The sequence below is a fragment of the Aureimonas mangrovi genome (assembly GCF_014058705.1).
GTDB classification, from domain to species: Bacteria; Pseudomonadota; Alphaproteobacteria; order Rhizobiales; family Rhizobiaceae; genus Aureimonas; species Aureimonas mangrovi.
Window position 1 is genome coordinate 2,975,555 of sequence record NZ_CP059692.1, and the last position, 17,862, is coordinate 2,993,416.

The window sequence follows — 17,862 nt, forward strand, 5'->3', positions numbered from 1 at the left end:
CTTGACGGTCACGGGGGCGGGACCCCGCAGGCAGCGGCAAACGGCAGGACCTCGTGCCGGACGCATGTCGGCCGGCGGACGTCCTCACCTTCGCCACCCGCGCGGTTTTCTACGGGGCGCCTTGGAACTTGTCCAGACTGAGGCGAACCGACATTCAAGGTTCGGGCGTGGCGCAAGCGGATTTCGTGTCCGAACAGGAGAGAAAGCCGACGCGGGCGCCCCCCCGAGGATTTTTCGACGCATTCGGGCGAAATCCGCCGAGTCCCACGGCGAGATGGCGAAAAAGGCTGCTTTCGTCGTCGCGGGACTTCGATGGAAATCACGCTACCTTCGGCTCCGCTCCTAGACCGCATCCCTTTTCGCTCATACCACGCACCGAACGCTGAGTGTCGACCGGCCCCGAGCGACACATCAACGCAACATGGCGCCGCCGCCTCGCGACCACCTCACTCGGCGGCCTCCGAAGCGATGAAACCGCCCGACTGCCGCTGCCAGAGCGAGGCGTAGAGACCACCGGCGCGGACGAGTTCCGCGTGTGTCCCCTCTTCCACCACGCGCCCCTCGTCGAGGACGACCAGCCTGTCCAGATGGGCGATGGTAGAAAGGCGGTGCGCGATGGCGATCACGGTCTTGCCGGCCATCATCTCCCTCAGGCTCTCCTGGATCACGGCCTCGACCTCGGAATCGAGCGCCGACGTCGCCTCGTCGAGGACGAGGATCGGTGCGTCCTTGAGGAGGACGCGGGCGATGGCGATGCGCTGGCGCTGCCCCCCGGAGAGCTTGATCCCGCGCTCTCCGACATGGGCGTCGTAGCCCGTCCGCCCCTTCGGATCGCGCAGCTTCGGGATGAAGGAGGCGGCGTCGGCACGCTCGGCGGCAAGCGCGATCGCGGCGTCGTCCGCGTCCTGCGTCCCGTAGGCGATGTTGTCGCGGATCGAGCGGTGGAGGAGCGAAGTGTCCTGCGTGACGACGCCGATCGCGCCGCGCAGCGAGGACTGTCCCACATGCGCGATGTCCTGTCCGTCGACGAGGATGCGGCCGCCCTCGAGGTCGTAGAGACGCAGAAGAAGGTTCACGAGCGTGGTCTTGCCGGCGCCGGAGCGCCCGATGAGGCCGACCTTCTCGCCCGGCTTCACGTGCAGCGACAGATCCTGGACGATGCCGCCGCCTTTGCCGTAGTGGAAGGTGACGTTCTCGAAGCGGATGTCCCCGCGGCTCGCCCGCAGGGGCCGCGCGTGCGGCGCGTCGATCAGCGCTGGCGGCACGGAAATGGTCGCGACCGCGTCCTGGATCGTGCCATAGTTGCGCACGATGCCGTTGATGGAGAACATCATCCATCCCGACATCTGGTTGAGGCGCAGGACGAGGCCGAGCGCCGTCGCCACACCGCCCGACGTGACGGTGCCTTCCTGCCAGCCGACAATGGCGACGACGCCGACGCCCGTGATCATCAGCCCATTGAGGATCGCCACCGCGCCTCGCACCGTCGTCAGCGCCCGGCAAAGGCGCCAGACGGCGTCGAGATTGAGCTGGAAACCCTCGCGCACGAACGTGTCCTGCGTGCGCGCCGTGTCGAAGAGCTTGACCGAGAGAATGTTGGTGAAGGCATCGACGACGCGGCCCGTCCAGATCGAGTTGGCGTTGGCGCGCTCGCGGCCCAGCTCGCGGATGCGCGGCAGAAGCGCGTAGACGATCCACAGATAACCGAGCGACCAGAACCCGAGCACGACCATCATCCGCCAGTCGATCGAGCCGAGGATCGTCACCGTGAGGACGACGAAGGCGGCGAAACTCCAGAAGGTCTGGAGGAGCGTGACGACGAAGTCGCCCGTCGCCTGCCCCACCTGCTGCACCTTTGTGGCGAGGCGCCCGGCGAAGTCGTTCTGGAAGAAGGTGTAGGACTGGTCCATCAACCGGCGATAGCTCTGCCAGCGGATGCGGTTGTAGAAGGCGGGCGCGACGATCTGCTCCTCGAGCACCGAGGAGGCGATGAGAACGGCGGCGCGCAGAAAGAGCGTGACGGCGGCGAGGCCGAAGAGGAGCAGGCCGTGATCGGCAAGGAGCGTCTGCGGTGTCGAACTCTCCAGCGCGTCGACGATCCAGCCGACCCCGGTAAAGAGCAGCGCATCGATCAGCGCCGTCAGCCCACCGACGACGAGGATGCCCGCAAGCGGCCATTTGGCTTGCCGGGTGAAGTGCCAGATGAAGCGATTGGTGTCGTCCGGCAGCGGCTTGAGGCCGCCCACGGGACGGGGCTCGCCGGGGCGCCCCTCTTCCGGGTCGTCGCCGAAAGGCTCCAGGATCCGCTCGAAGCGCTTGAGCGCCCGTTCGATCACTCCGCCGCCCTCGCCGGTAGCGCGCCGGGAACCTTCTCGCCTCCATCGTCGAGGAACCCACCGGCCTGCCGCGCCCAGAGCTGGGCGTAAATCCCGCCGGCGCCCACGAGCTCGGCATGGGTGCCCTCCTCCACGATCCGGCCCGCGTCGAGGACGACGAGCCTGTCGAGCGCGGCAATGGTCGAGAGGCGATGCGCCACGGCGATCACCGTCTTGCCCTCCATCAGGCGATAGAGGTTCTCGGCGATCGCGGCCTCCACTTCCGAATCGAGCGCGGACGTCGCCTCGTCGAGCAGGAGGATCGGCGCGTCCTTCAGCATGACGCGGGCGATGGCGATGCGCTGGCGCTGGCCGCCGGAGAGCTTGACGCCGCGCTCGCCGACCTCAGCATCAAGGCCGTGGCGGCCCTCGATGTCGGTCAGCCCTTCGATAAAGCCCTCGGCCTCGGCCCGTCGGATCGCGCGGCGCACCTCCTCCTCGCTCGCTTCCGGGCGGCCGTAGAGGATGTTCTCGCGGATGGTGCGGTGGAGAAGCGACGTATCCTGCGTGACCATGCCGATCTGGGCGCGCAGCGAGGCCTGCGTGACGCCTCGAATATCCTGCCCGTCGATCAGGATTCGGCCCTCCTCGACGTCGTAAAAGCGCAGAAGCAGATTGAGGAGCGTCGACTTGCCGGCGCCGGAGCGCCCGACGAGGCCGATCTTCTCGCCCGGACGAATGGTGAGGTCGAAGCCTTTCACCACGGGCCCCGCCGCACGGTGCGGCTTGGCCGCACGATAGGCGAAGGAAACATTCTCGAAACGCACTTCGCCACGCGTCACTTCAAGAGCTTTCGCACCCGGCGCGTCCGCGAGCGCGATCGGGGCCGTGAAGGTCGAGATTCCGTCGCGGATCGTGCCGATGTTCTCGAACAGGGCCGAGACCTCCCACATGATCCACTGGCTCATGCCGTTGAGGCGCAGGACGAGGCCGACCGCCACCGCCACCGCGCCGACCGACACAAGCTCTCCCATCCAGAGCCAGATGCCGAGCGCGCCGATGGCGAAGAGAAGCAGCGAGTTGAGAAGATAAAGGCAGAGATAGAAGAGGTTGATCAGCCGCGCCTGGCCGTGGACCGTATCGAGGAAGGGCTCCATCGACTGGCGCGCATAAAGCGCCTCGCGCGTCGTGTGGGCGAAGAGCTTGACGGTGCCGATGTTGGAATAGGCGTCGACCACGCGGCCCGTCATCAGGGCGCGGGCGTCGGCCTGTGCCTGCGCGACGCGCATCAGGCGCGGGATGAAATGGCGCAGGATCAGGACGTATCCGAGGACCCAGAGCGCGAAGGGCGTGGCGAGTTGCCAGTCCGCCAGAGCCACCATCACGATGATGCCGGTGAAGTAGACCGCGACATAGAGGAAGACGTCGATCAGCTTCATCACCGTCTCGCGGACCGCCAGCGCGGTCTGCATGAGCTTGGTGGAGACGCGGCCGGCGAACTCGTCCTGGAAGAAGCCGAGCGTCTGGTCGAGCAGCCAGTTGTGGACGCTCCACCGGAAGCGCATCGGGAAATTGCCGAAAAGCGTCTGGAACGAGATCAGCGAGTTGAAGAAGACGAGGCCCGGCAGAAGGACGAGGATCACGCCGCCCATCAGCGCGAGGCGCCAGCCTTCGTCCTGGAGGAACGTCTCGCGCGAAGAGCTCGACAGCCAGTCCACCAGCGTGCCGAGGAAGCCGAAGAGGGACAGCTCGACGATCGAGATCGACGCCGTCAGGATCGCCATGAGCACGAGCAGCGGCCAGACCGGCCGCGCATAGTGCCAGACGAAGGGCCAGAAGGAGGCGGGCGGGCTCTTCGGCGAGTGCGAGGGGAACGGATCGACGAGCCGCTCGAAGAAGGTGAACATCTGTATTCCAGTCGGTGCGGGCAGGCGGCAGGCGGGCTCGCGCGCTGTAACGCAGGCGCAGCGCAGCCGATGCGCATATAGGTCTGCGCGCCGCGCTTTCACGCCGGCGCTCGCAAAGGCGAGGTGCAGGCCCTATCACGGCGCCATGACAGTTTCGATCGCCCTCTATCAGCCCGACATCGCCGGCAACACCGGGACCCTCATGCGCTTCGGCGCATGCATGGGCGTGGACATCGAGATCATCGAGCCCGCGGGCTTCGACCTGTCGGACCGGTCCTTGAAGCGCGCCGGCATGGATTACCTCGACGCAGCGCGACTGATACGCCATCTCGACTTTTCCGCCTTCGACCAGGCGCGACGTGCGAGCGGGCGCCGGCTCGTGCTGCTTACGACGAAGGCCAGCGAAGACTATCGTGACTTCGCCTTCGGCGCCGAGGATATTCTTCTGTTCGGGCGCGAGAGCGCCGGCGTTCCGGACCACGTTCACCAGACCGCCGATGAGAGGCTGACGATCCCGATGGCGCCGGGGACGCGCTCGCTTAACCTTGCCGTCTCCGCCGCGATGGTGACCGGCGAGGCACTGCGCCAGCTTCGACGTCCGCTCTCACTGATTTCATAGCGGCCCCGGTTCAAACCGGCGCCGAGCGCCCCACCTTCGCTGCGACGCAACAGGAACGGAGCAGGCGCAGCGAATGGCGTGGGATTTGGTATTGATAGCGGCGGGTCTCGTCTTCCTGTTCCTCGGCGGCGAGGCCCTCGTGAGGGGCAGCGTGTCTCTCGCGGCGCGATTCGGCCTTTCCGCCCTTCTCGTCAGCCTTGTGATCGTCGGCTTCGGCACCAGCGCACCGGAACTTCTCGTCTCGGTGCAGGCCGCGCTCGCCGGCTCGCCCGACATCGCGCTCGGCAATGTCCTCGGCTCCAACACCGCCAATATCCTCCTGATCGGAGGAACCGCCGCAGTGATCGCCCCGCTGGCTCTGGCCGGCGCGCATGTGAAGCGAGACGCGATCATGATGGTCGCCGCCTCTCTGGCCATCGTCGCGATCCTTTGGACGGGTACCGTCTCGCGCCTCTTGGCCCTCGCGATGGTGTCGGCGCTGATCGCCTATCTCGTCTTCGCCTATGTAAGCGAGCAACGCGACGAGGAGACGTCCGCCGCCCCGCCGCAGGCGAACCTCGGCCTCGCGATGTCGCTCTTGGCGGCGTTTGGGGGTATCGCAGCTCTCGTCTTCGGCGCCTCGCTGATGGTCGACGGAGCCACCGCTCTGGCGCGTGGCGTCGGGATCAGCGAGGCGGTCATCGGACTGACGGTGGTGGCTGTCGGCACCTCGCTGCCCGAACTGGCCGCCACCATCTCGGCGTCGCGCAAAGGTCAGACGGAGGTGGTTGTGGGCAACATCCTCGGCTCGAACGTCTTCAACCTCCTGGCGATCCTCGGCATCACCGCGCTTATCACCCCGATCCCGGTCGCCGCGCAGTTCGCGAGCTTCGACGCGCCCGTGATGGCCGGCGTCGCAGTCGTCGCGGCGATCGCGCTCCTCACGCTCAGGCGCATCGGCCGCACCGCCGGCGGAGCGCTCCTCGCCGCCTATGCCGGCTATGTCGCGATACAGGTCGTGTGAGACGCGGGCGGCGGTTTCACCCGGCGCACGGATGACGTAGTGTCGGCCTTGCGACAGGGGCGCCCCGCGATGCCGGGGCTGAGAGGACGGCGCGAGGCCGTCCGACCCTCAACAGCTGATCTGGATCATACCAGCGGAGCGAGGCGGCCATGTATGCAGGCGCACAGATTTCCCTTCACCCGATGAGCGCGGACTTCGTGTCGGTGATCATGAACGCGCTCGGAGCGCTCGATCCCTATCGCGAACGCATGCGCATCGAGACGGACGACATCTCGACGCATCTTTCGGGCGCGGCCGACGAACTTTTTCCCGCCATGCGCGACCTGTTCGCGGCGGCCGCCGCGACGGGCGAGCACGTCGTCCTTTCGGCCACGGTCTCGCGCGGCTGTCCCGGCGGCGCGGGAGAACCGGAAGGCCCCGAACCGGCCTTCGGCATGATCGAGCCGCTCTCCGCCAATATCGATGCGTGCCTTACAGCCGTCTCGGCCGCCCCCGTGCTCGGGCAGACCGTCGCCGCGCAGTTTGCCTATTATCCGCTGGGCGAGAATCGCCACATGGACGGAATCGAGGCGTGCATCGCGTTTCTGAGCAGATCCGGCGTGCTCGACAGGCCGAAGAATTTCGTCACCAAGCTGCGCGGCGACGCCGGGCCTGTCTTCGAGACGCTGGGCCGCTCCTTCCTGTGCTTCGCGCCGGCGCAGGCGCATGTGGCGATGGACGTGACCGTCTCGGCCAACAGCCCGAGCGCGCGTTGATCAGTCCGCGCTCGGCAGGCGGCGCATGGTGAACTCAACCTCGTCGCCCGGCAGGACGCGCCAGCTCTCCACCTCGGTCCAGTAGGCGGCCTTCGGGTAGCGCTCGAACCATTCGCGCGCCTTCAGCCGCGCTTCGCCGCGCGGCAGCGTGAAGGTCTCGCGCAGGAAACTGTCCCGCGCGCCGGCACGGTTCTTCCGGGCCCGCAGATGGCGGCGCAGATTCTCAAGCGGTGGAGGCGGCAGGCGGCTCATGGGCGGGCGGGCTCGTTCATCCAGCGGCTCTCGAGCCTTGAAGATAGGCGCGGCACAGCGCTTTGGCGAATCATTCCAAGGTCTTCCGCGATGGTCACGGACCTGTTACGCGAGAACGGAAAGGCGCCCGAACGGCGACGGCGCCGTTGCCGGAGGAACAGGTGCTGATGGAACGTCCCGAACTGCCGAAGGGCCTGCCGGAGAACATCTCCGAGAAGAAGGAACTCGCGCGGGTCTGGTTCGAGACGCTGCGCGACAAGATCATCACCGCGTTCGAGGCGCTGGAGGACGAGTTCGGGGAGGACACCGGCCTTCCCGCCGGGCGTTTCGAGCGCAAGCCCTGGACGCGCGAGGGCGATGGCGGCGGCGGCGTGATGTCGATGATGCACGGCCGCGTGTTCGAGAAGGTCGGCGTCCACACCTCCACCGTCCACGGCACGCTGTCGGAAGACTTCGCGCAGAACATTCCCGGCGCGGAGGAGGACCGCTCCTTCTGGGCGTCGGGCATCTCGCTGATCGCCCACATGCGCAATCCGAACGTGCCGGCGGTCCACATGAACACGCGCATGGTCGTGACCACCGGCCAGTGGTTCGGCGGCGGCGCCGATCTCACACCGGTGCTCGACAGGCGCCGGCGTGCCGACGATCCGGACACGCTCGCCTTCCACAAGGCGATGAAGTTCGTGTGCGAGCGCCACTCCGGCATCGTCAGCCACGACACGCTGAAGCAGTGGTGCGACGAGTATTTCTATCTGCCGCACCGCGACGAGCATCGCGGCGTCGGCGGCATCTTCTACGACTGGCTACATTCGCCCGCCGAGAAAGGCGGCTGGGATGCCGACTTTGCCTTCACCAAGGATGTCGGAAAGGCCTTCCTCGTGGTGTACCCACATCTGGTGCGGCAGAACGCCGCACATGCCTATACGGAAGCTGACCGCGACGAGCAGCTTGTGCGGCGGGGGCGCTACGTCGAATACAATCTGCTCTACGACCGGGGAACCCTGTTCGGGCTGAAGACAGGCGGCAATATCGAGGCGATCCTGTCCTCTCTCCCGCCGCTGGTGAAGTGGCCCTGAACGGCGCCGCAGCATGGGGCATGCGCCATTGTTTCATGTTGAAACATTCCGCGATAAGCGCATCTTAATCTCTCGTTAAGGCGTGACACGGGAGGCAGACATGTTCGAGCTGAAATGTGCAGGCGTCATACCGGGATGCGAGCGCGTGATCCGCGCCGAGAGCGAGGCCGAAGTGGTTCGGCGTGCTGTCGTCCAGGCCAAGCAGATGGGTGTCGATCGTATCACTCCCGTCATGCTGGATGCGCTGCGCGGCGCCACTGTCGAAGCGCGCCACTGAATAGAAACCACAACGATCGAACGCTTCGGGCGGGCCGCGCAGCGGCCCGCTTTTTCGCTGGCGCGGCGTGAGTCCTTTCGGACACACAACGACCGCTCCAACCCGTTGAATCCACGAATCGGACCTTGTGAAAACCGGACACGGTTTGCAAGCCGATGCTGTGGTCAGAGCTTTTCGAGAAGCGCGTCCCGGTCGAGCGCGAAGCCACTGTCGACATAGGCGGTTTCCAGGCGCCTCAGGGCTGCGCCGAAGTCCGGTCCGGGTTGAAGGCCCGCACGTACCAGATCCTCCCCCGACACCGGCAGCTCCGGCTTCTCGAAGCGCTCGGCATGAGCGAGGAGCGTGAACAGCCGAGCGGAAGCGGCCGAGCCTTCGACGGTGCCGCGCCCCCGCTCTGCCGCGAGCGCGAGGCGCAGCCGATCGATCAGCGCCTGCCGGTCGCCGTAGTAGAGAAGCCTGCGCAACGCCGCATCGGTGGTTTCAGCGTTCGGCGCCTCGCTCAGCGCCCAGGCCGTCAGCCGGTCGCGGTCGACGTTGGAGAAGCGCAGGCGCTTGGCGAGCGCGCCCATGCGGGCCCCATCCGGCGGAACGATAGCCATCAGGCGAAGAAGCGGGTCGGCCGGCCAGCCGAGCTCCGCCTCGGCACGCGCCAGCGGATGGATCGCGTCGATCCCCCACTTCTCGCTCTCGGGAAGGACCTGCGTGAGAACGCCGGACTGGCGCATCCACAAGAGCGCGCGCGAGGGATCTGGCGCGGCGAGGAGCTTCCTCAGCTCCGCCCAGACGCGCTCGGCCGAAAGCCGAGACAGCCCGTCCTTGAGGCGGACGGTGGCGCGAAGACCCTCAGCATCCGGACGCCCATCGCCGTACCAAGCGAAGAAGCGATAGAAGCGCAGGATGCGCAGATAGTCCTCCTCGATGCGCGCGGCCGCGTCCCCGATGAAGCGCAGCGTGCGCGTCTCGATGTCCGCCAGGCCGCCGACGAGGTCGAGGATTTCGCCCTCCGCGTCACAGTAGAGCGCGTTCACGGTGAAGTCGCGCCGCTCGGCGTCCGCCTTCCAGTCGCGCCCGAAGATCACCTTGGCATGCCGCCCGTCCGTCTCGTGGTCGCGGCGAAGGGTCGTCACCTCGAAGGGACGTTCGTCCGCAACGACCGTGACGGTGCCGTGGGCGATGCCGGTCGGTACCGCCTTGAAGCCGGCGGCCTGCGCACGCGCGATCACGGCCTGCGGCTCGGCGGTGGTCGCGATGTCGACATCGGTGATCGGGCGGCCGAGAAGATGGTTGCGGACCGCGCCGCCGACTACGCGCGCCTCCTCTCCGTCCGTGCCGAGGGCCTTCAAAATAGATCGAAGGCGCGGATCGGCCAGCCAGGCGGCCTCGATCCGTTGGGTCATGCGTAGAGCCTTTCGTACAGCGTGCGGATGATGCCGGCGGTAACGCCCCAGATGAAGCGCTCGCCAAAGGGCATCACATAGTAATGGCGCTCCCGCCCCTGCCACATCCGGCTTTCGCGGGTATGGTTCGCGGCATCCATCAGGAAGGACAACGGCACCTCGAAGACGTCGGCAACCTCGCCCGGCTCGGGCGCGAGCGCGAAGCCCGGCCGCACGAGCGCGAGTACAGGTGTGATCACAAAGCCGGTGCCCGAGACGTAAACCGGCAGGCGGCCGATCGTCTCGACGAAAGCCGGGTCGAGCGCGATCTCCTCGCGCGCCTCTCGCAGTGCCGCAGCCTCCGGCGAAGCGTCGCCCGGGTCGATGGAGCCGCCCGGAAAGGCGACCTGCCCGGAATGGTTACGCAGCCCCTTGGCGCGCGTCGTCAGGATGATCGTCGCGCCCTCCTCCCGGTCCACCACGGGCACGAGGACGGCGGCCGCACGCGCATCCGGACGTTCCGCAAGCTGCTGGAGGTCCGGGTTAAGCACGTGGTCTCCAAGGCGGCGCTCCAGCCCTTCCGCGCCGATGCTCGCTACCCGCTCGGCGAAGTCGCGCGCGTCGAAAGGCCGGCGGGCGTTCTCGCGCGCGGCCTCAGCCATGCGCTGCATCCTCCACGGAAAACCGCGCGCCGCCGGAGCGCAAGACGAGGCCTTCGGGTGTCTCCTCGATGAGATCGGCAAGCTCGAGGGCGAGCGCGCGCGTCAGCCGCGCTTCCAGTCGCCCGCGCACGAGAAGATACGGCACGAAGCCCTCCGTCGCCGACGAGACGCGAATCGGATGATCCGGACCGGCCTCGACGACATCGCCGACATTGGTGCGGAAGGTCAGGAGAGCGTCGCCGTCCCGCTCGCCCCGATCCATCTCGACAGCGAGGAAGGGTGCGTCCTCGACGCGGATGCGCATCATCTCGACGGGCGTCACCAGATAGGTCTCGCCGTCCTCGTCCTTGCGAAGGACGCTGGAGAAGAGGCGCACCATCTCCGGTCGCCCGATCGGCGAGCCCTCATGGACCCATGAGCCATCCGAGCGGATCACGATGTCGATATCGCCGCAGTGGTCGGGATGCCATTTCTCGACCGGCGGCGCGGAGCGCCCGGCGCGTTCGGCCCGTGCCACGAGAGCCGCGAGCCCCGCGCCAACGCCGGTCCTGCCGTCACCTTGCGCCAATCGCGCACCCTCCCGTCCGCTGTCCGAAAAGCCTGATACATGGATATGCTGCAGTGCGCTCGCGCACCCGTCCGCAGTCTTATTTTGGCCGGTCTTCACCCTCACCAGATAGTTTTCGCGGGCCGGCTTGCCAGACGCGCCCCCGGTCGTTTTCATGCGGCCGACGCCGTGCGGGCCCGCCCGGTCATGCCATTGGAGTGCCCATGACGATCCTCGAGCCGCAGACCCCCACGCTCGACGCCGATGCCATGGTGGGCCTCGCCGAACGCGCGCTTGCCGACATCGCGGAGGTCCGCGCTTCGGTCGGCCGCGTCATCTTCGGGCAGGAGGCGGTCGTCGAGCAGAGCCTCGTCGCGATTCTGGCGGGCGGGCACGCGCTCCTCGTCGGCGTGCCGGGCCTTGCCAAGACGAAGCTCGTGGAAACGCTCGGGACCGCGCTCGGCCTCGACGCCAAGCGCATCCAGTTCACGCCCGATCTGATGCCCTCCGACATCGTCGGCTCGGAGGTGATGGACCAGGACGAGAGCGGCCGCCGCTCCTTCCGCTTCGTGAAGGGGCCGGTCTTCGCGCAGCTCCTGATGGCCGACGAGGTGAACCGCGCCAGCCCGCGCACCCAGTCGGCGCTTCTGCAGGCCATGCAGGAATACCATGTGACGGTGGCCGGCGAGCGCCATGACCTGCCCGCGCCCTTCCACGTCCTCGCCACGCAGAACCCCCTGGAGCAGGAGGGTACCTACCCGCTGCCCGAGGCCCAGCTCGATCGTTTCCTGATGCAGGTCGACGTCCACTACCCCGACATCGAAGCCGAGCGTCGCATCGTCCTCGCCACGACCGGCGCCTCCGAGGAGCGCGCCGTTTCCGTCCTGTCCGCCGAGCGCCTGCGCGAGATCCAGACGCTGGTGCGCCGCATGCCCGTGACCGAGAGCGTCGTCGACGCGATCCTGAAGCTCGTGCGCTCGGCCCGGCCGGGGGAAGGCTCGAGCGAGGCTGACACGCATGTCGCCTGGGGCCCCGGCCCACGCGCTTCGCAGGCGTTGATGACCTGCGTGCGCGCCCGCGCCCTCTACGACGGCCGCCTCGCTCCATCGATCGACGACGTGCGCGCGCTCGCCGAGCCGATCCTGCAGCACCGCATGGCGCTGAACTTTTCGGCGCGCGCCGAGGGGGTCTCGATCCGCTCGGTGATCGCCGCCCTGAAGCGCGACATCGGCTGAGCCCGATGGCCGCGATCGGCACCACGGCCGAGATCACGCAAGCCGGCGAGGCGCTCGGGCGCGCCCGCCAGCGCGCGAGCCTGCTGCCCGATCTTCTCGTCGAGGCGCAGCGTATCGCCGCCAACGTCTCGGCCGGCTGGCACGGGCGGCGCCGGCGCGGCAGCGGCGAGAATTTCTGGCAGTTCCGGCCCTTCGTCGACGGCGAGCCTGTCAACCGGATCGATTGGCGCCGATCGGCCCGCGACGATCATCTCTACCTGCGCGACCGCGAATGGGAGGCGGCCCAGACCGTCTGGCTGTGGGCCGACCCCTCGCCCTCCATGCTCTATCGCTCGCAAGGGGCGAGCGTTTCGAAGGAGTCGCGCGCGCTCGTCCTGGTGCTCGCGCTCGCCGAGCTTCTGGCGCGCTCGGGCGAGCGGATCGGCTATCCGGGTGTGATGGAGCCGGTTTCGGCGCGCAACGCATCCGAGCGCGTGGCCGCCGCGCTCGCCACGACCCGACCCGCAGGCGGCCTGCCGCCGACAGACCGGCTGCGCCGCTTCAGCGAGCTTGTGCTTGTCTCCGACTTCCTCGATCCCGTCGAGGAGACCGAAGCGGCGATCTCCCGCATGGCCGCTCTCGGCGTGCGCGGCCATATCCTGCAGGTCGTCGATCCGGCCGAGGAGCGCTTTCCCTACAGCGGGCGCACCGAATTCCGCGACCCGGAGACCGGCGCGCGGCTGACGGCCGGCCGGGCCGAAGCCCTGAAGGCGGATTACGAGCGTCTGTTCGCCGCACAGCGCGCGACGCTCGCCGACCGCTGCCGCCATGTCGGCTGGAGCTTCACCGTCCACCACACCGATCGCCTCGCCTCCGAAGCGCTGCTGGCCCTTCACGGCCGCCTGTCCGGCGTGCCGCAGGTTGCAGGAGGACGCCGCTGATGGGCGCGCTCTCCTTCGGCGCGCCGCTCGTCCTCTTCGGGCTCCTCGCGCTGCCGGCGATCTGGTGGCTCCTGCGACTGACGCCGCCGCGCCCGCAGGCCGAAGTCTTTCCGCCCCTGCGCATTCTCCAACGCGTCGCGCGTCAGGAGGAAACGCCTTCGCGCAGCCCGTGGTGGCTGACGCTCCTGCGGCTTCTCCTCGCCGCGGCGATCATCCTCGCGCTCGCTGCTCCGATCCTGAACCCGCGCGCCGACGTCCTCGCCGGCTCCGGCCCGCTCGGCATCCTCGTCGACAATGGCTGGGCGAGCGCGCCCGACTGGGAGGCGCGGCAGGCGAGCGCCGAGGCACTGATCCGCGAGGCCGGCGAGCAGGGGCGCCCGGTGGCCCTCGCCTTCGCGGCCGAGAACGCCGCCGACGACGACGCGACGCCGGCGGAAGCCTCCACCGCACTGGAGCGTCTGGCCGCCGCATCGCCCCGCCCGGTTCCGAACGAGCGGCAGGCTGCCGCCGAGCGCCTGCGCACGGCGCTCGCCGGGCTGGACGCGCCGACGCTGGCGCTTCTGACGGACGGTCTGGAAGACGGCGAGACGCAAGCCGCCTACGAGGCGCTGGCCGGCCTTTCGCCGACGCAGACGATCCTCTACGCGCCGTCTATCGCGGGCCGGCTGGCGCTGACGGACGCCGCCAACGCCACCGACGCGCTCACCGTTTCGGCAGTGCGCCCGGCCGGTGAAACGGCGGCCGCAAGCCGCACCGTTCGTGCACTTGATGATCAGGACCGCGAGATCGGGCGCGCGACGCTCGCCTTCGCGGCCGGTGAAACGCAGGGCGAGGCGCGCTTTGCCGTGCCCGTGGAGCTTCGCAACGACGTCGCGCGGATCGAGCTGGAGGGGCTTCAGACGGCCGCCGAAGTCCGCCTCGTGGACGACAGCTTCCAGCGGCGGCGCGTCGCACTCGTGTCCGGCGAGGCCTCCGACCTCGCGCAGCCGCTGCTGTCCCCGCTCTACTACATCACGCGCGCGCTCGAGCCCTTCGCGGACCTCGTGCGCGCCGACAGCGCCGACCTTTCGGTCGCCATCCCGCGCCTCGTCGAGCAGCGGCCCTCGATCGTCGTCCTCGCCGATATCGGCGTGCTGCCCGAACCGGCGCGCGAGAGCCTGGAGACCTTCGTGGAAGGCGGCGGCATCCTCCTGCGCTTCGCAGGCCCGCGCCTTGCGGCGAACGCCGGCGACGACCCGCTGGTGCCTGTGCGCCTTCGCGGCGGCGAACGGCAGCTCGGCGGCGCGCTCTCCTGGTCCGAGCCGCAGGCGATCGCGCCGATCCCGCCCGAAAGCGCGCTCGCCGGGATCACCGTTCCGCCGGACGCCACCGTCTCGCGGCAGGTGCTGGCCGAGCCCTCCGCCGCGCTAGCAGAGCGCACCTGGGCCAGCCTCGCCGATGGAACGCCCATTGTCACCGCCGCGCAGCGCGGCGCCGGCACGGTGATCCTGTTCCACACCACCGCCGAGGCAACATGGTCGAACCTGCCGATTTCCGGCGCCTTCGTCGACATGCTGCGGCGGATCGTGACGCTGTCGCGCGCCAGCGGCGGGCCCGCTGACGCAGGAGAAGCCGTCGTCACCCTGCCGCCCTACCGCACGCTGGACGCGCGGGGCTTCGTGACCCTTCCACCGGGCGACGTGCGCCCGCTGGTGCTCACGCCGGGTGAGAGCACCGCCGTGACGCGCGAAAACCCGCCAGGCCTCTACGGCACGGATGCCGGCTACGCAGCGCTCAACCTCTTCGAGCGCGATGCGGTGCTTGCGCCGCTCACCCCGCCCGATTTCGCCGGAGCGACGGCCGCGCGCGGCTATGGCGACGAGACGTCGACGGACCTGACGCCATGGCTCTTCGCCGGGGCGCTCGCCCTCTTCGCGCTCGACGCGCTGGCGCTTCTGTGGATGAACGGCGGCTTCTTCCGTCGCCTCACCCGTCGCCCGGGCAGCGCACGCACGGCCGCAGCCTCGCTCGTCCTTGCCCTCCTGCTGCTGCCCGCCGCGAGCGCCTTGGCGCAGGACGCCGCCCCGCCCGCCGACGATCTTTCGGGCTTCGATGCCGAGCGCGCCATCGCCGCCACCGAGACGACGCATCTCGCCTATGTCGCGACCGGTGATGCCGCCACCGACGATATCTCGCGGCAGGGGCTCTCGGGCCTCTCGCAGTTCATCGCCGCCAAGACAGCGCTCGAGCCGGGCGACCCGATGGAAGTCGACATCGAAAGCGACGAACTCGCCTTCTTCCCGATCGTCTACTGGCCCGTGGACCCCGCTGCGCCAATGCCGAGCGAGGCCGCGATCAGCCGCGTCGACGCTTACATGAAGAGCGGCGGAACCGTCCTCTTCGACGTTGCGGACGATGCGATGAACGCGCTCGGCGGAACGGTCTCGGCCGGCCAGCGGCGCCTTCGCGACATCCTCGCCGATCTCGACATCCCGCCACTCGAGCCGGTGCCGGCGGATCACGTCCTCACCAAGGCGTTCTACATCATGCAGGACTTTCCCGGCCGCCACACCGGCTCGGAGCTCTGGGTGGAGGCGAGCACCCCGTCGCTCGACGGCGAGGTGCGGCCCGCGAGCGCCGGGGACGGCGTCTCGTCCATCATGATCACGTCGAACGATTTCGCGAGCGCCTGGGCGGTGGACGACAGCGGCATGTTCACCTACCCGACCGACTCGGCCGACCCGGCGCAGCGCGAATTCGCCTACAGGGCGGGCGTCAACATCGTGATGTACGTCCTGACCGGCAACTACAAGGCCGACCAGGTGCATGTGCCCGCGCTTCTGGAGCGGCTCGGCCAATGAGCTGGTCGCTCACCTTCTCGCCCTTCTTCCCCTATCTCGCCATCGGCGTGATCGCGGGCGCGGCAGCATTGATCGCGATCCTGCTTCTGGCCGCGCGCATTCGCGGCGCGCTCCTGCGCACGCTGGCCTTGGCCGCGCTCGTTCTCGCGCTCCTCAACCCGGTGGCGTTGCGCGAGGAGCGCGACCCGTTGCGCAGCGTCGTCGCGGTCGTCGCCGACCGCTCGCAGAGCCAGACGATCGGCGATCGCGCGGCACAGACGGACGCCGCGCTCGCCGCGCTCCAGGCCGAGTTCGCGGATCGCCCCGAGTTCGAGCTGCGCGTCGTCGAGGCGCGCTCGCCTTCCACTTCCGACGCCGATCGCACGACCGCGCTCTTCTCCGCGCTCGACACCGCGCTGCGCGACGTCTCGCCGGCGCGCGTCGGCGGCGCGATCATGATCACCGACGGGCAGGTCCACGACATTCCGCCGAGCCTTGCGGCCGAAGGTTTCGAGGCACCGCTTCATGCGCTCGTAACGGGGCGCGAGGACGAGTTCGACCGGCGTATCGAGGTGGTTTCGAGCCCGCGCTTCGGCGTCGTCGGCGAGGAGCAGTCGCTGACCTACCGCGTGATCGAGGAGGGCGAAGGCGCCTCGCAGACGCCGGTCGAGGTGCGCGTCTTCCTCAACGGCGACCTCGTCTCGCGCGAAGCCTCGGTGCCGGGCGCCGAGACGAACTTCGACTTCCAGCTCCCGCGCGCGGGCGAAAGCATCGTCGAGCTTTCGGTGGCGCGCGACGAGCGTGAGATCACCGGCGTCAACAACCGCGCCATCGCGCTCGTCGACGGCATCCGCGAGAATCTGCGCGTGCTGCTCGTCTCGGGCGAGCCGCACGCCGGCGAGCGCACCTGGCGCAACCTCCTGAAATCGGACGCGGCGGTCGATCTCGTCCACTTCACCATCCTGCGCCCGCCGGAAAAGCAGGACGGCACGCCCATTGACGAACTCTCGCTGATCGCCTTCCCGACCCGCGAGCTCTTCGTCGAGCGGATCGACGATTTCGACCTGATCATCTTCGACCGCTACCAGCGCCGCGGCGTGCTGCCGACGCTCTATTACGACTACATCGCGCAATACGTGCAGAACGGCGGCGCGGTGCTCGTTGCGTCCGGGCCGGAATATGCCGGCAACGATTCGATCGCCAACTCGCCTCTGAACAACATCCTGCCGGCCCTGCCGACCGGGGACGTCGATCAGCGCCCCTTCCGCCCGACGCTGTCCGACCTCGGCACGCGGCATCCCGTCACGCGCGACCTGCCGGGCTCCGAGGCCAGCCCTCCTGCCTGGAGCCCGTGGTTCCGTTCCATCGATGTCGGACAGGTGCAGGGCGAAACGGTGATGGACGGGCCGGACGGCAAGCCGCTGCTCGTGCTGGACCGCGCCGGCGAGGGGCGCGTCGCGCTCCTGCTTTCGGACCACGGCTGGCTCTGGTCGCGGGGCTTCGAGGGCGGCGGCCCGCACGTTCCGCTCTTCCGGCGCCTCGCGCACTGGCTGATGAAGGAGCCCGAGCTGGAAGAGGAGGCGCTCCGCGCGACGGCCAACGGCGGCGAGTTGACCATCACCCGCACCACGATCGGCGACGATCCGGGGCCGGCGACCGTCATCACCCCCTCCGGCAACGCGTCCAACGTGACGCTCGCCGACCAGGGGGCGGGCACATGGACGGCGAGCTTAGAAGCCGACGGGCTCGGCCTCTATCAAGTGGCGAACGGTGATTTGCGCACACTCGTCAATGTCGGTCCGGTCAATCCGCGTGAGTATCGCGAAGCGATCTCGACCACCGCGACGCTGGAGCCCGCCGCCGAGGAGACCGCAGGCTCGGTGCGGCGCCTCTCGGCCGATGGCTCGGGCGCCGAGGTGCCCGCGTTACGGGCCGTCTCCGGGCGAGGCAACACCAGCGGCGGCAACTGGATCGGCCTTCGCCAGACCGACGAGACGGTCCTGCGCGGCGTCGAGCGCACGCCGCTCTTCGCCGGCTTCCTCGGCCTCGCCGTCCTTCTCCTTGCGCTCTCGGCAACGTGGTACCGCGAGGGGCGCTAG

15 protein-coding genes and 1 riboswitch are annotated in these 17,862 nt (G+C 68.7%); of the genes, 9 read left to right on the forward strand and 6 right to left on the reverse strand.

Features of this window, described 5'->3' with window-relative positions:
* Positions 1–446 precede the first annotated feature (446 nt).
* Both H1343_RS14325 and H1343_RS14330 read right to left on the reverse strand, forming a co-directional pair.
* Positions 447–2,336 (reverse strand): ABC transporter ATP-binding protein, encoded by a 1,890-nt coding sequence (locus tag H1343_RS14325; protein WP_185983520.1) that lies wholly within the window; start codon positions 2,334–2,336, stop codon positions 447–449.
* Positions 2,333–4,222 (reverse strand): ABC transporter ATP-binding protein, encoded by a 1,890-nt coding sequence (locus tag H1343_RS14330; RefSeq protein WP_185983521.1) that lies wholly within the window; start codon positions 4,220–4,222, stop codon positions 2,333–2,335. The genes H1343_RS14325 and H1343_RS14330 overlap by 4 nt, the downstream gene beginning before the upstream one ends.
* A gap of 145 nt (positions 4,223–4,367) precedes the next feature.
* Here H1343_RS14330 and H1343_RS14335 point away from each other — a divergent pair, with 145 nt between their 5' ends.
* The 3 genes from H1343_RS14335 (at position 4,368) to H1343_RS14345 (ending at position 6,599) form a co-directional block, all read left to right on the forward strand.
* Complete coding sequence (locus H1343_RS14335; protein ID WP_185983522.1) at positions 4,368–4,841, forward strand: tRNA (cytidine(34)-2'-O)-methyltransferase; 474 nt, start codon at positions 4,368–4,370, stop codon at positions 4,839–4,841.
* Positions 4,842–4,914: 73 nt separating this feature from the next.
* Positions 4,915–5,844 carry a calcium/sodium antiporter gene (locus H1343_RS14340; RefSeq protein WP_185983523.1) on the forward strand — a complete coding sequence of 310 codons (930 nt, stop codon included), beginning with the start codon at positions 4,915–4,917 and terminating at the stop codon, positions 5,842–5,844.
* Positions 5,845–5,889: 45 nt separating this feature from the next.
* A riboswitch (TPP riboswitch) is annotated at positions 5,890–6,003 on the forward strand.
* Positions 5,994–6,599: a YkoF family thiamine/hydroxymethylpyrimidine-binding protein gene (locus H1343_RS14345; protein ID WP_185983524.1), complete on the forward strand. Its 606-nt coding sequence runs from the start codon at positions 5,994–5,996 to the stop codon at positions 6,597–6,599. (Overlaps the previous riboswitch by 10 nt.)
* Here the strand turns inward: H1343_RS14345 and H1343_RS14350 are convergent, their stop codons facing one another.
* Complete coding sequence (locus H1343_RS14350) at positions 6,600–6,851, reverse strand: hypothetical protein (RefSeq protein WP_185983525.1); 252 nt, start codon at positions 6,849–6,851, stop codon at positions 6,600–6,602.
* A 167-nt stretch (positions 6,852–7,018) separates the two neighbouring features.
* Between H1343_RS14350 and hemF the strand changes: the two genes are divergently transcribed.
* Entirely contained in the window at positions 7,019–7,927 is a 909-nt protein-coding gene (hemF, locus tag H1343_RS14355) for an oxygen-dependent coproporphyrinogen oxidase (RefSeq protein ID WP_185983526.1), read from the forward strand.
* A gap of 100 nt (positions 7,928–8,027) precedes the next feature.
* Positions 8,028–8,204: a DUF1059 domain-containing protein gene (locus H1343_RS14360; RefSeq protein ID WP_185983527.1), complete on the forward strand. Its 177-nt coding sequence runs from the start codon at positions 8,028–8,030 to the stop codon at positions 8,202–8,204.
* Positions 8,205–8,368: 164 nt separating this feature from the next.
* Here H1343_RS14360 and H1343_RS14365 read toward each other — a convergent pair whose 3' ends face one another.
* From H1343_RS14365 to H1343_RS14375, 3 genes are read right to left on the reverse strand one after another with little or no spacing between them, the layout of a single operon-like run.
* Positions 8,369–9,601 carry a CCA tRNA nucleotidyltransferase gene (locus tag H1343_RS14365; RefSeq protein WP_185983528.1) on the reverse strand — a complete coding sequence of 411 codons (1,233 nt, stop codon included), beginning with the start codon at positions 9,599–9,601 and terminating at the stop codon, positions 8,369–8,371.
* Entirely contained in the window at positions 9,598–10,242 is a 645-nt protein-coding gene (locus H1343_RS14370; protein ID WP_185983529.1) for a CoA pyrophosphatase, read from the reverse strand. The genes H1343_RS14365 and H1343_RS14370 overlap by 4 nt, the downstream gene beginning before the upstream one ends.
* Positions 10,235–10,810, reverse strand: a complete 576-nt coding sequence (locus H1343_RS14375; protein WP_425484594.1) for a DUF1285 domain-containing protein — start codon at positions 10,808–10,810, stop codon at positions 10,235–10,237. Before H1343_RS14375 ends, H1343_RS14370 begins: the two co-directional genes overlap by 8 nt.
* A gap of 203 nt (positions 10,811–11,013) precedes the next feature.
* Between H1343_RS14375 and H1343_RS14380 the strand changes: the two genes are divergently transcribed.
* The 4 genes from H1343_RS14380 to H1343_RS14395 are packed head-to-tail and all read left to right on the forward strand — an operon-like array spanning position 11,014 to position 17,862.
* The gene (locus H1343_RS14380) at positions 11,014–12,024 is read left to right on the forward strand and encodes an AAA family ATPase (RefSeq protein WP_185983531.1); all 1,011 of its coding nucleotides are present in this window, start codon (positions 11,014–11,016) and stop codon (positions 12,022–12,024) included.
* Between the two features lie 5 nt (positions 12,025–12,029).
* Positions 12,030–12,944: a DUF58 domain-containing protein gene (locus H1343_RS14385; protein WP_185983532.1), complete on the forward strand. Its 915-nt coding sequence runs from the start codon at positions 12,030–12,032 to the stop codon at positions 12,942–12,944.
* Positions 12,944–15,784: a DUF4159 domain-containing protein gene (locus tag H1343_RS14390; protein ID WP_185983533.1), complete on the forward strand. Its 2,841-nt coding sequence runs from the start codon at positions 12,944–12,946 to the stop codon at positions 15,782–15,784. The genes H1343_RS14385 and H1343_RS14390 overlap by 1 nt, the downstream gene beginning before the upstream one ends.
* The gene (locus H1343_RS14395) at positions 15,781–17,862 is read left to right on the forward strand and encodes a hypothetical protein (RefSeq protein ID WP_185983534.1); all 2,082 of its coding nucleotides are present in this window, start codon (positions 15,781–15,783) and stop codon (positions 17,860–17,862) included. Before H1343_RS14390 ends, H1343_RS14395 begins: the two co-directional genes overlap by 4 nt.

Excerpts from the sequence above, each read along its gene's own strand:
- H1343_RS14330 (WP_185983521.1), bottom strand. The coding sequence starts at position 4,222 with ATGTTCACCTTCTTCGAGCGGCTCGTCGATCCGTTCCCCTCGCACTCG.
- H1343_RS14335 (WP_185983522.1), top strand. The coding sequence starts at position 4,368 with ATGACAGTTTCGATCGCCCTCTATCAGCCCGACATCGCCGGCAACACC.
- H1343_RS14340 (WP_185983523.1), top strand. The coding sequence starts at position 4,915 with ATGGCGTGGGATTTGGTATTGATAGCGGCGGGTCTCGTCTTCCTGTTC.
- H1343_RS14345 (WP_185983524.1), top strand. The coding sequence starts at position 5,994 with ATGTATGCAGGCGCACAGATTTCCCTTCACCCGATGAGCGCGGACTTC.
- H1343_RS14350 (WP_185983525.1), bottom strand. The coding sequence starts at position 6,851 with ATGAGCCGCCTGCCGCCTCCACCGCTTGAGAATCTGCGCCGCCATCTG.
- hemF (WP_185983526.1), top strand. The coding sequence starts at position 7,019 with ATGGAACGTCCCGAACTGCCGAAGGGCCTGCCGGAGAACATCTCCGAG.
- H1343_RS14360 (WP_185983527.1), top strand. The coding sequence starts at position 8,028 with ATGTTCGAGCTGAAATGTGCAGGCGTCATACCGGGATGCGAGCGCGTG.
- H1343_RS14365 (WP_185983528.1), bottom strand. The coding sequence starts at position 9,601 with ATGACCCAACGGATCGAGGCCGCCTGGCTGGCCGATCCGCGCCTTCGA.
- H1343_RS14370 (WP_185983529.1), bottom strand. The coding sequence starts at position 10,242 with ATGGCTGAGGCCGCGCGCGAGAACGCCCGCCGGCCTTTCGACGCGCGC.
- H1343_RS14380 (WP_185983531.1), top strand. The coding sequence starts at position 11,014 with ATGACGATCCTCGAGCCGCAGACCCCCACGCTCGACGCCGATGCCATG.
- H1343_RS14385 (WP_185983532.1), top strand. The coding sequence starts at position 12,030 with ATGGCCGCGATCGGCACCACGGCCGAGATCACGCAAGCCGGCGAGGCG.
- H1343_RS14390 (WP_185983533.1), top strand. The coding sequence starts at position 12,944 with ATGGGCGCGCTCTCCTTCGGCGCGCCGCTCGTCCTCTTCGGGCTCCTC.
- H1343_RS14395 (WP_185983534.1), top strand. The coding sequence starts at position 15,781 with ATGAGCTGGTCGCTCACCTTCTCGCCCTTCTTCCCCTATCTCGCCATC.